Annotated in this window: 14 protein-coding genes; 3 read left to right on the forward strand and 11 right to left on the reverse strand. The window is 43.6% G+C overall.

Going from position 1 to position 12882, the window contains the following annotated elements:
* Positions 1-179: 179 nt before the first annotated feature.
* Positions 180-1037, forward strand: a complete 858-nt coding sequence (locus CPZ25_RS08930; RefSeq protein ID WP_096920240.1) for an AraC family transcriptional regulator — start codon at positions 180-182, stop codon at positions 1035-1037.
* A gap of 46 nt (positions 1038-1083) precedes the next feature.
* Here the strand turns inward: CPZ25_RS08930 and CPZ25_RS08935 are convergent, their stop codons facing one another.
* Complete coding sequence (locus tag CPZ25_RS08935) at positions 1084-1842, reverse strand: SDR family NAD(P)-dependent oxidoreductase (RefSeq protein ID WP_058693606.1); 759 nt, start codon at positions 1840-1842, stop codon at positions 1084-1086.
* Between the two features lie 177 nt (positions 1843-2019).
* Between CPZ25_RS08935 and def the strand changes: the two genes are divergently transcribed.
* Entirely contained in the window at positions 2020-2475 is a 456-nt protein-coding gene (gene def / locus CPZ25_RS08940) for a peptide deformylase (protein ID WP_096920241.1), read from the forward strand.
* A gap of 66 nt (positions 2476-2541) precedes the next feature.
* Here the strand turns inward: def and CPZ25_RS08945 are convergent, their stop codons facing one another.
* From CPZ25_RS08945 to CPZ25_RS08965, 5 genes are all read right to left on the reverse strand, one after another.
* Entirely contained in the window at positions 2542-2892 is a 351-nt protein-coding gene (locus CPZ25_RS08945; protein ID WP_058693604.1) for an Hpt domain-containing protein, read from the reverse strand.
* Positions 2893-3076: 184 nt separating this feature from the next.
* Positions 3077-3394 (reverse strand): thioredoxin, encoded by a 318-nt coding sequence (trxA, locus tag CPZ25_RS08950; protein ID WP_058693603.1) that lies wholly within the window; start codon positions 3392-3394, stop codon positions 3077-3079.
* A gap of 38 nt (positions 3395-3432) precedes the next feature.
* Positions 3433-4797: an FAD-dependent oxidoreductase gene (locus CPZ25_RS08955; protein ID WP_096920242.1), complete on the reverse strand. Its 1365-nt coding sequence runs from the start codon at positions 4795-4797 to the stop codon at positions 3433-3435.
* A 21-nt stretch (positions 4798-4818) separates the two neighbouring features.
* On the reverse strand, positions 4819-5235 hold the full coding sequence (locus tag CPZ25_RS08960) for an RrF2 family transcriptional regulator (protein ID WP_058693601.1): 417 nt from the start codon (positions 5233-5235) through the stop codon (positions 4819-4821).
* Positions 5236-5240: 5 nt separating this feature from the next.
* Complete coding sequence (locus CPZ25_RS08965; protein ID WP_074617501.1) at positions 5241-5678, reverse strand: rhodanese-like domain-containing protein; 438 nt, start codon at positions 5676-5678, stop codon at positions 5241-5243.
* A 185-nt stretch (positions 5679-5863) separates the two neighbouring features.
* Here CPZ25_RS08965 and CPZ25_RS08970 point away from each other — a divergent pair, with 185 nt between their 5' ends.
* Positions 5864-6445 carry a TetR/AcrR family transcriptional regulator gene (locus tag CPZ25_RS08970; RefSeq protein WP_058693599.1) on the forward strand — a complete coding sequence of 194 codons (582 nt, stop codon included), beginning with the start codon at positions 5864-5866 and terminating at the stop codon, positions 6443-6445.
* Between the two features lie 7 nt (positions 6446-6452).
* On the opposite strand, the gene CPZ25_RS08975 is transcribed toward CPZ25_RS08970, so the two are convergent.
* The 5 genes from CPZ25_RS08975 to CPZ25_RS08995 all read right to left on the reverse strand — a co-directional run bounded on the left by CPZ25_RS08975 (position 6453) and on the right by CPZ25_RS08995 (position 12755).
* Positions 6453-8729, reverse strand: coding sequence for an ABC transporter permease (locus tag CPZ25_RS08975; RefSeq protein ID WP_096920243.1), 2277 nt, complete (start codon positions 8727-8729; stop codon positions 6453-6455).
* Positions 8729-9430, reverse strand: a complete 702-nt coding sequence (locus CPZ25_RS08980) for an ABC transporter ATP-binding protein (protein WP_096920244.1) — start codon at positions 9428-9430, stop codon at positions 8729-8731. The genes CPZ25_RS08975 and CPZ25_RS08980 overlap by 1 nt, the downstream gene beginning before the upstream one ends.
* Positions 9431-9606: 176 nt before the next feature.
* Positions 9607-10614, reverse strand: a complete 1008-nt coding sequence (locus CPZ25_RS08985) for a nuclease-related domain-containing protein (RefSeq protein ID WP_096920245.1) — start codon at positions 10612-10614, stop codon at positions 9607-9609.
* A gap of 104 nt (positions 10615-10718) precedes the next feature.
* Positions 10719-11288, reverse strand: coding sequence for a nuclease-related domain-containing protein (locus tag CPZ25_RS08990; RefSeq protein ID WP_167495201.1), 570 nt, complete (start codon positions 11286-11288; stop codon positions 10719-10721).
* A 108-nt stretch (positions 11289-11396) separates the two neighbouring features.
* Positions 11397-12755, reverse strand: a complete 1359-nt coding sequence (locus CPZ25_RS08995) for a sodium-dependent transporter (RefSeq protein ID WP_096920247.1) — start codon at positions 12753-12755, stop codon at positions 11397-11399.
* Positions 12756-12882 lie beyond the last annotated feature (127 nt).

Here is a 12882-nt window from a genome sequence, read left to right on the forward strand (position 1 = left end):
ATCGTTCTAATATTTTATCCTAACTTATAAGGAAAGAGAAGTTTCTTTTTTAAAAAAGCATTTCCTTTTCATCTGCTTTCGGGTATGATCATAAGGGCCTGCTGCCTTTTTTGTGCAGGAACTGCGAGGAAACTTTTCTCATTTGATGGTAAACTTTTGTTGTAAGGAGAGTGTTAAACATGGAATGGATTCAAAGACTCAACCAGGCTGTCAATTACATTGAAGAAAACCTGAGCGGCACCATTGACTATAGTACAGCTGCCAAAATCGCCTGCTGCTCAACCTTTCACTTTCAAAGGATGTTTTCATACATTGCAGATATACCGCTTTCCGAGTATATCCGCAGGCGCCGCATGACCGCAGCCGCATTTGAGCTTCAGACAACTGCTGCAAAGGTAGTGGACATCGCACTGAAATATGGGTACCAGTCCCCTACCGCTTTTACCCGCGCCTTCCAGAGTGTTCACAGTGTACCACCCTCTTCCGCCAGATCAAAAGGAATTTCTTTGAAAGCCTATCCACGGATTACCTTCTCTATTTCAATTAAAGGAGATACCGAAATGAATTACAAAATTATTGAAAAACAAGCATTTAGAATTGTAGGTGTGTGCAAATCACTGGACGTAAACTTTGAGGAGAGCTATAAAAAGGTTCCTGCTCTCTGGCAGGAGGCTGCCAAAAAGAACCTGATCCCACAGCTTGTACCGCTTATGGATAAAGAGCCCTTTGGGGTGCTGGGAGTGAGCTCCAGCATGAACGAAAAAACCTTCGACTATTATATTGCCGTTGCGACAGACAAATCTTTGCCGCAGGGGATGACTGAGTTCACCATCCCTGCCGCCACATGGGCTGTTTTTGAGTGCATCGGCCCTTTGCCTCAGGCCATCCAGACCCTGCAGCGCCGCATTGTCACCGAGTGGCTGCCAAACTCTGGCTATGAATACGCCAACGCGCCGGATATCGAGGTCTACGGCGAAGGCGACCAGCAGGCAGAGGACTACCGATGTGAGGTCTGGCTGCCGGTTTCAAAAAAATAGAAATACAAAAACAGACCATTCAAAATAAGAATGGTCTGTTTTTTTGTTATGGTCTAAGCCCAGAGCCTCCCTGAAGCGTAATGGTTTCACCACTGATAAAAGAAGCGTCCTCACTGGCCAGAAAAACACAGGTACGTCCAATATCCTTTTCGGCGTCACCAAAACGGCCGAGCGGTACGCCCTTAATGGTTTTTGCGTATAGCTCCGGATACTCTTCCTTCCATTTTGCCAACCCCGGTGTTTCTACCAGGGGGCAGACCACATTGACATTAATGCCGTACTGTCCCCATTCCGTAGCCGCTACTCTTGACAGTCCCCGGATTCCCTCTTTCGCTGCAGCATAGGAGGATTGTCCCTCTCTTCCCGACAAACCGGCGCCGGAAGCAAAATTAATGATGGCGCCATGACTTTCCTTGAGATACGGAAAAGCTTCTCTCATGTAGAAAAATGTCGCGTAAAGTCCTGTATTGATGGCAAGGTCAAAGTCTTCCTTTGTGTGATCCTGCAAAAGCACGCCGGATTTTGAGGTTTGTGCATTGTTGATTAACACATCGATATGTCCAAAACGTTCAACGGTCTTTTCAATGACGTTTTTAACCGCGGCTTCGTCGCTTCCATCCGCTGTTACTGTCAGCACCTCAACATGGTATTCCGACTCGAGTTGTTCTTTTGCCTGCTCGAGGGTAGAAGGAGTTCTTCCGGTCAGTACAAGGGAGGCACCCTCACTGGCAAAGGCTTTGCTGACGCCAAAACCGATTCCCTTACCGCCGCCAGTTATAATAACGACTTTGTTTTTCATTCTCATTTTAGTCATCCTTTCTGTGTCAAAGATTAAATTTTCTTTATCTTCGGGGTATTATAAAGTATTTTTTTATATCTGTAAATAATTGTTAAATATTTGTCTTTCAGGCTGCGTTGACATAACTAAAAAATTAGGATACAATTTTCAAAGCATTAAATTTAAAATATTGAGGTTATCATTATGGCCATTAGACAAATAAGAAAACTTCCAGACGACATTTTACACAAAAAATGCCGTCTTGTTGAAACCATTGATGAACGAACACTGGAATTAATAAAAGACATGACAGAAACCATGTACCAGCTTCCAAACTGCGGCGGCCTTGCCGCCAACCAGGTAGGCGTACTAAAACGTGTGGTTGTCATTGATGTAGGGGAAGGCCTCTACCAGCTGGTTAATCCAAAGATCATCGAAGCGGAGGGCGAACGCGTTGTTGTTGAAGGCTGCATGAGCTCTCCCGATGTATGGGGAAAGGTCAAACGCCCCGAACGCGTTGTCGTTGAGTACACAACACCAGAGGGGGAGGTGCTCCAGAAAGAAGCGGAAGGACTGCTGGCAAAATGCTTCTGCCATGAGCTCGACCATCTGGACGGCATCTTTTTTACCGATAAGGTTATTGAGTATGTCGATCTCTAAATCAAAAAGAGTACCTCTTTTATAAGTGGTACTCTTTTTAAATAGCATTCCGATTCAACGGCAGGCTCAGCCCTTGCCTTCAATCACTGCTATAATCTTTCCGTATTCTTCGCTTAAGGCTTCAAAAACAGGTTCAAGGTCTGCGCAATCATTCCTTCGTACCTTTTCCACCATTTCTGCCGCTCTTTCACTCAGAAGATCAAACCCAAGGTTTGCGGCTGTTCCCTTCAATGTATGGGCCTCACGTTCAATACGCTCATAATCCTTGTCTGCCACTGCCTGTTTTAACGCATCATAGGTTTCATCTTTTGGAAATTTGAGTACAAAGCGCTCGAGTAAGGCTGCATTGTTAGAAAAACGCTGCAAGACTGTTTCCAAATCAATTCCAATTGATCCCAGCCCTTCTAAAATATCCATCTTGTCTCTCCTGTTCTCATTTTTTATCATCTTACATACTTTTGAATGACCAAGATAATACTAACGTTATATTAAATTATAGTACAGCCCACTGAAAAAGACAAGAAGTATAATTGCTTTAAAGACAACTGTTCAAACTTTGATTTATACAGCCCCCAACATCTCAGTACTGCTCTGCCTTCTGTTAAGACTGGTATTCTGCCAGCTTAGCTTCCAGCTCTTCAAGGGGACGCCCGCCCACAAGGCTTTCTTTTACTTCGCCGTCCTTGAAGATTTTTAGTGTCGGAACACTCATAACGCGGTATTCAGAAGCTAAATCGCTGTCCGCGTCAATGTCCACCTTAACAATTTTAACATCTTTTACCTTTTCAGCCAGTTCATCCAGAATCGGGGAGAGGGCTTTACATGGCCCACACCATGTCGCGAAAAAATCGACCAACACAACCCCCTTTCCATTCAATACTTCTTCATTAAACTCCTGTGTATTAATTACTCTTGCCATTATCGTTACTCCTTTGTCTATATTTATTAAATTATTCTTTATACTGCAAACAAATCATTCAGTGCTTCACTCATCGTAGGATGTGTAAAGATCTGGTCCCTTAAGACTGTATAATCCAGGCCTGCGTCCATTGCCAGTTTCACAATGTTAATCATTTCATAGGATTCTTCACAGAAAAGCATGGCTCCTAAAATTTTATTCGTATCGGCGTCAATAACAGCCTTTAACAGACCCACTGGTTTCCTCAGCACCTGGGCCTTTGGTATGGCTGCGGCGGGCAGTTTGGCAATCTTCACATGATAACCCTGAGCTGCTGCTTCTTCTTCGTTAAGGCCAACGCGTGAAAACGGCGGATCAATAAAGACACTGTAGGGAACTGTCCGGTCGTTGCTGGCGCGTTTGCCGCTGCCTGCCAGCTGATCCTTGACAATTCTAAAATCGTCCAATGAAACATAAGTAAACTGTAATCCCCCCGCGACATCGCCCATTGCCCAGATATTAGGAGCGCTTGTCCGAAGCTTTTCATCGACTTTGACTGCGCCTCTTGGCGTTTTTTCAACACCGGCGGCTTCGAGGTTAAGACCATCTGTGTTTGGTTTCCTGCCAGTGGCAATCAAGACCGCGTCCGCGCCGACTGACAGTGCTGTGCCGTCTTTTTTATAATGCACGACTGCTTCGTCACCGGCATTTTCGATTTCCTCGGTTTGGACGTTCATTTCAAAACGCACCCCTTTATCCTCAAATGCCTTTTGAATCGCTTCTGCAATGTCACGGTCTTCACGCGGAATTAATTTATCCTCAATCTGGTATACAGTAACCTCTGCGCCAAAATCTGTATACATTGATGCGTATTCCAGTCCAATATAGCCTCCGCCGATAATTGCCAGACGCTTCGGCAGTACGTCAAGCTCCATCAGGGAATCACTGGTATAAACATAAGGATTTCCTTCAATACCCTTAATGGGCGGAATCACTGAAACGGATCCGGTATTGATAAAAATCTGGTCGCCTTCAACCTCAAAGGTTTCCTCCGCGGTCTCAATCTTTACACGGTTGGCGGATACAAAGCTGCCAAGGCCGTTATAGACTGTCACATTATCTAAATCATTCAGCTTATCAAAGTTCTTTTTTCTCAACATGCCTGTCAACCGGCGCTTTTCCTCCACCGCTTCCCAGTATAGGCGGTTCTTTTCATCATAGCTGCCTGGTTTTTGAATGACTGAAGCCTTAGCGCTGTTAACCAGCGACTTTGTAGGGATACACCCGACATTAATACAGGTTCCGCCGTACATTTTATCTGATTTTTCAATCATAGCAACCTTTTTTCCCATACCTGCCAAGCTGCCCGCCAGCGTTTTTCCACCTTTTCCAAAACCGATAATCACTGCATCATAGTGTTTCATTTTTTCTCTCCTGTTATTTTTTTATGAACCAAAAATTTTAAGGTCTATATCGCCAACCGTTGTTTTTTCCAGCTCCTTTTTTCCAACTGCGTCAAGGGACATAAAAATTTCATCCATTATATCTGCCATGCCAGAGGCAATCAGACAATCCATTTCCGAATCCCCGGAGCGCCACGAGGTCGAAACTACCTTTCCGCCAATCGCTTCACAGATCGAACGAAGATCCACCGCAAAAGGGTCTAAGTCAAAATAATAGCCACCTTCACTGCCGCTCTTTGTTTTAACCAATCCTGCTTTTTTTAGCTTTGCCATCACCTTGCGGATTCTTGCAGGATTGGTACATACATTTTCGGCAAGGGCCTCGCTGGATAAAATCTCACCCTGATGGTGGTTCAGAAAGACCAGGGCGTGAACCGCAATACTAAATTCACCAGTCAATTTAATCACTCCGTTTCATAGGGCCATGTGTTAATCCCACCAAAATCATAGATATTGGTATAGCCTAAAGCTACCAGCTTCCTTGATGCCTGTTCACTGCGCTTCCCGCTCCGGCAATACACCAGAATTTCCTGGTTTAAGTCCGGCAGCGCCTCGGGCTTCTCATCACCGATGGTATCCAGCGGGACTAAAACCGCATCTTTTATATGCCCTTCTTTATACTCATTTTCCTGTCTCACATCGACAATTACAATATTTTCATGCTCATCCATTCTTTTTTTTGCTTCATCCTGAGAAATTTTATGATATTCTGCTTTCACCGTATTTTTATCTCCTTCTTGTTCAGATTGGCTGCTGCCTCCAGAGGGCTTTGCTGTACAGCCTGTATATATTGATGCTGCTAATACCAGCAGCATTAAAATGATTATACCCTTTTTCCTCATAAACCCTCCTTTTGTAATCACGTTTGTTACACTTCTTGATTGTAATTATAAAAGTTACACTTTGTTTTGTCAAGCTCTTTTTAAAAAAACATGTTATTATTGCCAAACATATATGCTATACTAGTACTTAAAGCAACATCAGGCACGGCCTCATCTGTAGATTTTAAACTGATAATGGAGTACCCATGCAAATAAAAAAAGAAGAGATACGTCAGGAGATTCTTTTGGCGGCAGAGGATGAATTTTACAAGCGCGGCTATAGAGATGCTTCAATGCGCACCATTGCCAAAAAAGCCAACACCACTTTGGGTAATATTTATAATTATTTTGAAAATAAAGAAGCTCTTCTCGACGCGGTGATCGGCGATATTCCTGAAAAAATCAACGCCATGATCAAAAGGCACCGGGAATTTCCGGTTGGCGCCTTTACCAAAGATAATTATCTCGCAATGATCGGCGACATTCTTCCTGAGGTTTTCCCTTTAGATCTGTTGATGAGCAAAGGGATCGTCATTCTGTTGGAGGGCTGTGAGGGAACAAAATATACGTTTCAACGCGACCGCCTGCTTAAGCTTTTTTCTGAGCATCTTGCCGAGCATCTCGGGCTTCCTCAGGATGATAATCTCAGCGCTGCAATGCTTACGGGAACCATTGCGGCCTTCCTTTCAATTGCAAAAAGCAGCAAAAGTCTGGAAGAACGCAAGCAGGATCTTTACGATTATATCGTCACCCTTGCTTTTGGTCTCCCAAACCTTACAAATTCCTGATATGCCCTTATTCAACAGATTTCAAGGCGCTGACCATATCAATCCGCTTCAGCTTTCTGGATACAAGCCAGCCTACCAAAAGTGAAATTGCAAAAATTCCTGTGCTGCTGAGCGTATAGGACCACAGTTCTATTTTGGGCTGCATGTCCAAGGTATCCCCCATAAAAAGCAGCATATACGCAACCAGCCCATAGCCGCATGGGATTCCGGCAGCGATGCCCACAATAGAAAGCCAGACCGTCTGCCTGCGCAGCAGCTTAGTCAGCCGTTTATGCTGAAACCCCAAAACCTTTAAAGTTGCCAGCTCACGCATTTTTTCCTGAAACGAAAGCACCCCAAGATTATAAAGAACCACAAGTCCCAAAATAATGCCCGCGCCGATCATAATGAGGATAATAGCATTCATCATCTCAAGCATACTGTTGAGCGATGCCATTAAGTCCTCTCTGGACTGAACTGTCTCATAGGCTTCCCCCCCAAATTTTCCAGCCTCCTCATCGGTTACAAAGGCTGTCGGCTCAAAGCTTTCACCGCTTTTTTCAAAGGCTGTACGGCTCATGTATACCCCCTGTTCTAAAGGTGTCTGTATGATCTTCCTGATCTGTTCTGTATGCCAGTTATGATTTCCATAGCTGCGCCATCTGATCACATCACCAACTGAAAGCCCTTCACTCTCAGCTGTTTTACGCGTCATGACAACCCCGTCTTCTGGCAATAAAAGTGTGTTTCCCTTCGTATCCTGAAAAGTAAAATAAGGTCCTTCATCAAAAACGGACAGAGCAAGTGTATCCTTTCCGCTATTTTTTTCAATCTCTACCACAGCTTCCTGTAAAAACTGATGGTTCTTTTCTTTTTTAAGCTGTTCTATCTGTTCGTCCGTACATTTCTCAGATAAGCTCACCTTGGTCTCATAGGTTTGAAGCGTGCCGTACATGGTATCAGCAAGATTGCTGACAGTATCACGCATTCCCAGGCCGCACAGAATAAGCATCATACAGCCCACAATACCAAATATGGTGATGAATGAACGTAGCTTATTTCTTAGGACATCCCGGATATTCCATTGGCTGTAAAAGCCCAGACGTTTCCAAAAACGGCTTTTCTCTATTGCTGAATGCCGGCTGGTCTTGGGCGCTTTTGGCCGAAGCGTCTCCGCCGCTGCTCCCTTTAACTGTTTGCGGCTCGCCCAGTAACAGCTGCTGCAGCAAATCATGAGGCACAAAAACGCCATGATATAAACCGACGGTGTCACTGCACTGTTCCACCACGGCATTGTATACATTGATTTCTGGAATCCAAAAACCAGCGGCGGGAGAAAAACCGGCCCGGTAAAAACACCGAGTGTACTGCCTGCGCCTCCCACTGAAAGTCCAAATGACAGGTAGTGCAGCGTAATTTTTCTGTTTCGTATTCCCAACGCTTTCAACGTTCCAATCTGGACTCTTTGATCTGCTGTTATCCTGGTCATTGTCGTTAATGTCGTGAGTATGGCAATTATCAGAAAAGCCACTGGATAGACCGAGCCCACAGCTCTCATCTGATCAATCTCATTTCGAAACATTGCGACACTTGGAATATTCTCCTGCATAACAAGCATCACTACTCTGTCAGGAAGGGATTCTGTTATCCGGCTCTCCAGATCATTTTTAGAAAGCCCTCCTGTTTTTATAAGCGCCTGTGTATATGGTACCGGACCAAAGCTCCAGGCCTTTTCTGGCATAAAAGCATAGCCATATCGGGTATGATCCGGAATAATTTCATTATTATTTTTGACAGCGTACAAATATTCAGGCTGCATCACAAGACCTTTTACCTCTTTGGTAAGCACATTGTTTTGGCAGGTAACACTCATCGTGTCGCCTGTTTTTATCTGATGTGCCTTTGCAAACTCACTGTCTAGCCAAATACCATCACTGCTGCTGTCAAAAGCTTTTCCCTCCACTAAGTAGCACCCGGATAAGACATCGCTGTTGATAACATTGAGCTGCAAAGTTGTCGCGCCGTCCGATTCATAGGCCGTATCTAACTGCAATCTTTTGGTTATGGTTTCAATCCCAGAAATATTCTTCAGCTGTTCGTAATCCTGGTTTGTAAAAAAACTGCTGTAAACAATGGCATCAGCGAGGTGTGTTTCATCATAATAATCCTGGCTTGATTGCTTCATCCCTTGTCCAATACTGGTCATCCCTGAAAAAATAAAAACACCTAAAAAAATCATTAGAAATATGGCCAGAAATTGAGCCGCGTTGTTTTTCAAATCGCGCAGCATTTTTCGTAGCAGCATTACCACCTCACCTCGCTTACATTTCTCGGCGCAGTATTGAGTGTAATGTCTGCGACACGGCCGTTTTTAATTTGGATCACCTTATCAGCCATCTCTGCAAGCGCTGCGTTATGCGTGACAATGACAACGGTGTGTCCTTTTTCACGGCTCATATTTTGAAGCAGCGTTAAGATCACTATCCCAGTCTTTGAATCCAGGGCTCCCGTAGGTTCATCACACAATAACAGCTTGGGATTTTTGCACAATGCGCGCGCGATCGCTGTCCTCTGCTGTTCTCCGCCAGAAATCTGCGTGGGAAACAGGTGACGGCGCTCCCAGAGGCCAACCGATTTTAAAACACCCTCCGGCTCGAGTGCCTTTGAGGTAGCTTCTTTTATCAGCGCAATGTTTTCATAAACGGTTAACGCTGGAATTAAATTATAAAACTGAAACACGAAGCCAACCTCCGACGCTCTGTAATCTGTCAGCTGGCTTTCTTTAAGCGCTGTGATATCCTGTCCGTCAACAAAGAGCTGCCCGCTGGTCGCGGTATCCATCCCTCCCAATAAATTCAGGATTGTGCTTTTTCCTGCACCGCTGGGCCCCAGAATAACGACCAGCTCGCCCTGATTAATCGAAAAGCTGGCTTGATTAACCGCCAGAATTTTTTGATCGCCCATAAAGTATTCTTTTGTTATTTTTTCCAATTCAATAAAGCCCATCTTTTACCTCCAATTTTAATCGTCAATCGTGCGCACGGTAACTGATAGGATAATTGTGGTTTGATTATAGGCGAAAAAACAGCCGGTGTAAATGCTGCCGGCGCATATAAAATCATTAGTTAACAAGCGTTCATTTTTGACGGCAAAAAAACGACAGCCCTCTCAAACTGTCGTTTTCATTGACGCTTATTGGACGTTTCATCATCGTGCTGCTTTATAATGCTTATAATGAGATCTCCATAATTTTCACACCGTTTTTTATCCATTCCCTGAACGGTTTCCAGTTCAATCCGGCTTTCAGGCTTCATATTAACAAGCTTTTCAATGGTTTCCCTGTCCAAAACCTCCGCCGCGGTAGTCTGCTCTCTCTGACTTTGTTCTTTGGCAAAAGCTATCAGCTTATTTTTAAGGCATTGATCTTCCGGTGAAAATCGAGTAAGATCTGGAACCTTTACCTCGTGGATTTTGGCCGCCCCACCCTTGTAAAATGGCTTATCGGCTTTCCTCTGAAGCGATAACGACGCTGTGCTTTCTCCGGCTGTATAGAGTTTCAACCGATTATAAAGGTATTGGATCCGCTCTGGCGTTAAAATAACAGACTGTTCTGCTATCTGGCCGCGCAGCGTTTCAAAGAGCATTTTCCTGTTCAGTACAGGAGATGTTGTTTCCAGATGTACATCGCTTATCCCACAGCGGTTACTAAAAACAACATAGTCAAACACCCACTCTTCCTTAATTTCAGGATAGCGCCTAAGCAGGGCCTGCATATTATATCTGTTTTCATCAAGAGGATTTTTAAACGCTTTTTTATTGCCATCTTCATTTAAAACATACCACTGCCTGTCCTTTTCGCCACCCGTAACATAACCGGACTCATTTATTGAATTAAATAAGTATATTCCCGTTGGGCAGATCAATAAAACATCAATCTCCGCCTGGTTTCCATCTTCCGCAAGAACTGACAGGCGTGATAGAACCTCATTGTTCTCACCTGGAAGCATTAAAAGTATTTGATTCAGAAGCTGGGGAGCTGCTGTTTTAGGATTGATCTCGGCAGCATAGCCAACGTTTGATTTTCGCGGCTTAAATGTACTTTTCATACGCTGGCTTATAAACTTCACCATGACAAATGCAAAAACAACCAGTACCAGCAGATAAAAGCATCCCATCAAAACCTTTAGCATAAATCGCTCCCCCTTTCTTTTTTCTTATTATACTATAACTTCACATATAAAAAACAGGCTGCAATAGGATTTATATTGCAGCCTGTTTCGTCGTGCCCTTAAATTTATCCGGCAGGATATTGTCTTTTCAGGCTCTTAACCTGTTTCTTGTGTTTTCGCTTTGTCCGCCCATTCATGTCTGTAAACTTCTGGAGCTCCTGTTCAAAAAATGCCAGCTCTCGTCCTGAAAACTTATTAAAACTAAAACGGAGCTTCCACTTCATTTTTCTTTTTAGCTCTGTATCCTTTAAAACCCGAACGCTGCGATTTTTGATCCTCACTCTTTTTATTTCGCTGCTGCCGCAAAACACAATGCGTGAATAAACAAACCGTGGATTAATTTCTGGAAACAGACGCAGTAATGCCCTGATATGGCCCTCATTTTGCCACACAGGATTATAGAAAGATACTTTTTTTCCATTGCCCAGGACCTTAATCCATTCATTGTACCGTTCGTCTCCATAAATAACGCCGCGATAATTTTTAATCTCAAAGACAAATATTCCCTTTCGGGTAAGCATAAGAAGATCCGTTTCTGTGGTTCCCTTGCTTGTAGGCAGATAAATATTTCGCAGAATCACACTGCTTCTCGGCGCTATTTGAGTGATAAGCTGGTAAACTTCTGTTTCACCCATTTCGCCAGCTTTATATTTCTTTTTATTTTTTGTATACTGATTAAAGCTTATCACCGCAGCAAAAAGCAACACCAATAAAATTAACCACAGCATCTTTTCTCCGCCTTTTTACAGCTTTATTATTTTAAAGGTATCCAGTATATAAGCTATCATAATCGCAATGGTAAAGACAGGCGCGATGTATTTCAGCATAAAAACATAAAGCTTCTCTCTTCTAAACTCGCCTGAAGATTTAAGCTCACTCAGGACAAAATCCGGTTTGATCATCCAACCAACCAAAATACATGTCAGGCAGGAGCCCAAAGGCATCAGAATATAATTCGATGCAAAATCCATAAAGTCGAGAATCTGCAAACCAAAAATTTGAACGCTGTCCCACAGACCAAAACCAAGGCTTGGCGCCATGCCCACAACAAAGCAAAGAAGCGCCACCATAAAAACAGCATTTTTTCTCGGCAGTTTAAACTGATCGCATACGGCGCTGATGATTGCCTCCATTAACGAAATAACTGAGGTGAGCGCCGCAAACAATACTAACGCAAAGAATATTGCACCGATGGCGCCGCCCATGGGCATGGAAGCAAAGACCTTAGGCAGTGTGATAAACATAAGGCCTGGACCCGCGTTCAGCGCACTCGGATCTCCACCCGAAAAAGCGAAAACCGCCGGAACGATCATCATTGCAGCCAGTATTGCAATGCCAGTATCAAAGATCTCGATTTGTCCGACACACTTTTCGATGTTTTCATCCTTTTTCATATATGATCCATAGGTAACCATAATGGCCATCCCCAGAGACATTGAATAAAACATCTGTCCCATGGCGGCCACCACACCCATAATTGAAAACCTCGAAAAATCAGGAATTAAAAGGTATTTAAAGCCGTCGAGCGCACCTGGCAGAGTAAAAGAATAACCGGCCAGAAAAATCGTCAGAAGAACCAGGACAGGCATTAGTATTTTACTGGCTCTTTCAATTCCTCCTTTAACACCGCCGAACAGAATAACAGCTCCGATTAAGATAAAAAGCCCCATCCAGATAATAGGCTCTGCACTTGTACTGATATAATTTGAAAAGAATGTGTCGGTTGCCGCTTCTTTCATCCCACCAGTCGCAAAAACAGCCAAATATTTAATAACCCATCCGCCGATCACACTGTAATACGGTGTAATAATCGCAGCTACGACGACTGTAAAAACACCAATAAAGGCTGACTTTGAGTTTAATTTTTTATAAGCGCCAATGGGGCTCAATCGGGTTTTTCTTCCAATTGCGATCTCCGTTGTCATCAAAGTATAACCAAAAGTCAATGCTAAAATAATATAAACTAAAATAAATGCTCCGCCGCCATATTTCGCGGCATAATATGGAAAGCGCCATATATTGCCAAGCCCAACTGCTGAACCCGCAGCGGCCAGGACAAAACCAAGCTTTCCTGAAAACTGACTTCTTTTTCGATTCTCCACTAAATCAAAAACGCTCCTCACTCTTAAATTTATGTGCCTCAATTTTTTAAAGGCTGTTTTATTGCCCTTTAGCGCACCAATTTTTTATTATATACGAAAACCACTTTAATGTACAGCAAAAAAGCAC

The organism is Eubacterium maltosivorans (genome assembly GCF_002441855.2).
Classification (GTDB): Bacteria; Bacillota; Clostridia; order Eubacteriales; family Eubacteriaceae; genus Eubacterium; species Eubacterium maltosivorans.

Bases quoted from the DNA above. Each gene is read 5' to 3' on its own strand.
- CPZ25_RS08945 (WP_058693604.1), bottom strand. From the start codon at position 2,892: ATGGATATTTTAGAAGGGCTGGGATCAATTGGAATTGATTTGGAAACA.
- CPZ25_RS08970 (WP_058693599.1), top strand. From the start codon at position 5,864: ATGCAAATAAAAAAAGAAGAGATACGTCAGGAGATTCTTTTGGCGGCA.
- CPZ25_RS08930 (WP_096920240.1), top strand. From the start codon at position 180: ATGGAATGGATTCAAAGACTCAACCAGGCTGTCAATTACATTGAAGAA.
- CPZ25_RS08985 (WP_096920245.1), bottom strand. From the start codon at position 10,614: ATGCTAAAGGTTTTGATGGGATGCTTTTATCTGCTGGTACTGGTTGTT.
- CPZ25_RS08955 (WP_096920242.1), bottom strand. From the start codon at position 4,797: ATGAAACACTATGATGCAGTGATTATCGGTTTTGGAAAAGGTGGAAAA.
- CPZ25_RS08975 (WP_096920243.1), bottom strand. From the start codon at position 8,729: ATGCTGCTACGAAAAATGCTGCGCGATTTGAAAAACAACGCGGCTCAA.
- def (WP_096920241.1), top strand. From the start codon at position 2,020: ATGGCCATTAGACAAATAAGAAAACTTCCAGACGACATTTTACACAAA.
- CPZ25_RS08935 (WP_058693606.1), bottom strand. From the start codon at position 1,842: ATGAGAATGAAAAACAAAGTCGTTATTATAACTGGCGGCGGTAAGGGA.
- CPZ25_RS08965 (WP_074617501.1), bottom strand. From the start codon at position 5,678: ATGAGGAAAAAGGGTATAATCATTTTAATGCTGCTGGTATTAGCAGCA.
- CPZ25_RS08990 (WP_167495201.1), bottom strand. From the start codon at position 11,288: ATGGGTGAAACAGAAGTTTACCAGCTTATCACTCAAATAGCGCCGAGA.
- CPZ25_RS08980 (WP_096920244.1), bottom strand. From the start codon at position 9,430: ATGGGCTTTATTGAATTGGAAAAAATAACAAAAGAATACTTTATGGGC.
- trxA (WP_058693603.1), bottom strand. From the start codon at position 3,394: ATGGCAAGAGTAATTAATACACAGGAGTTTAATGAAGAAGTATTGAAT.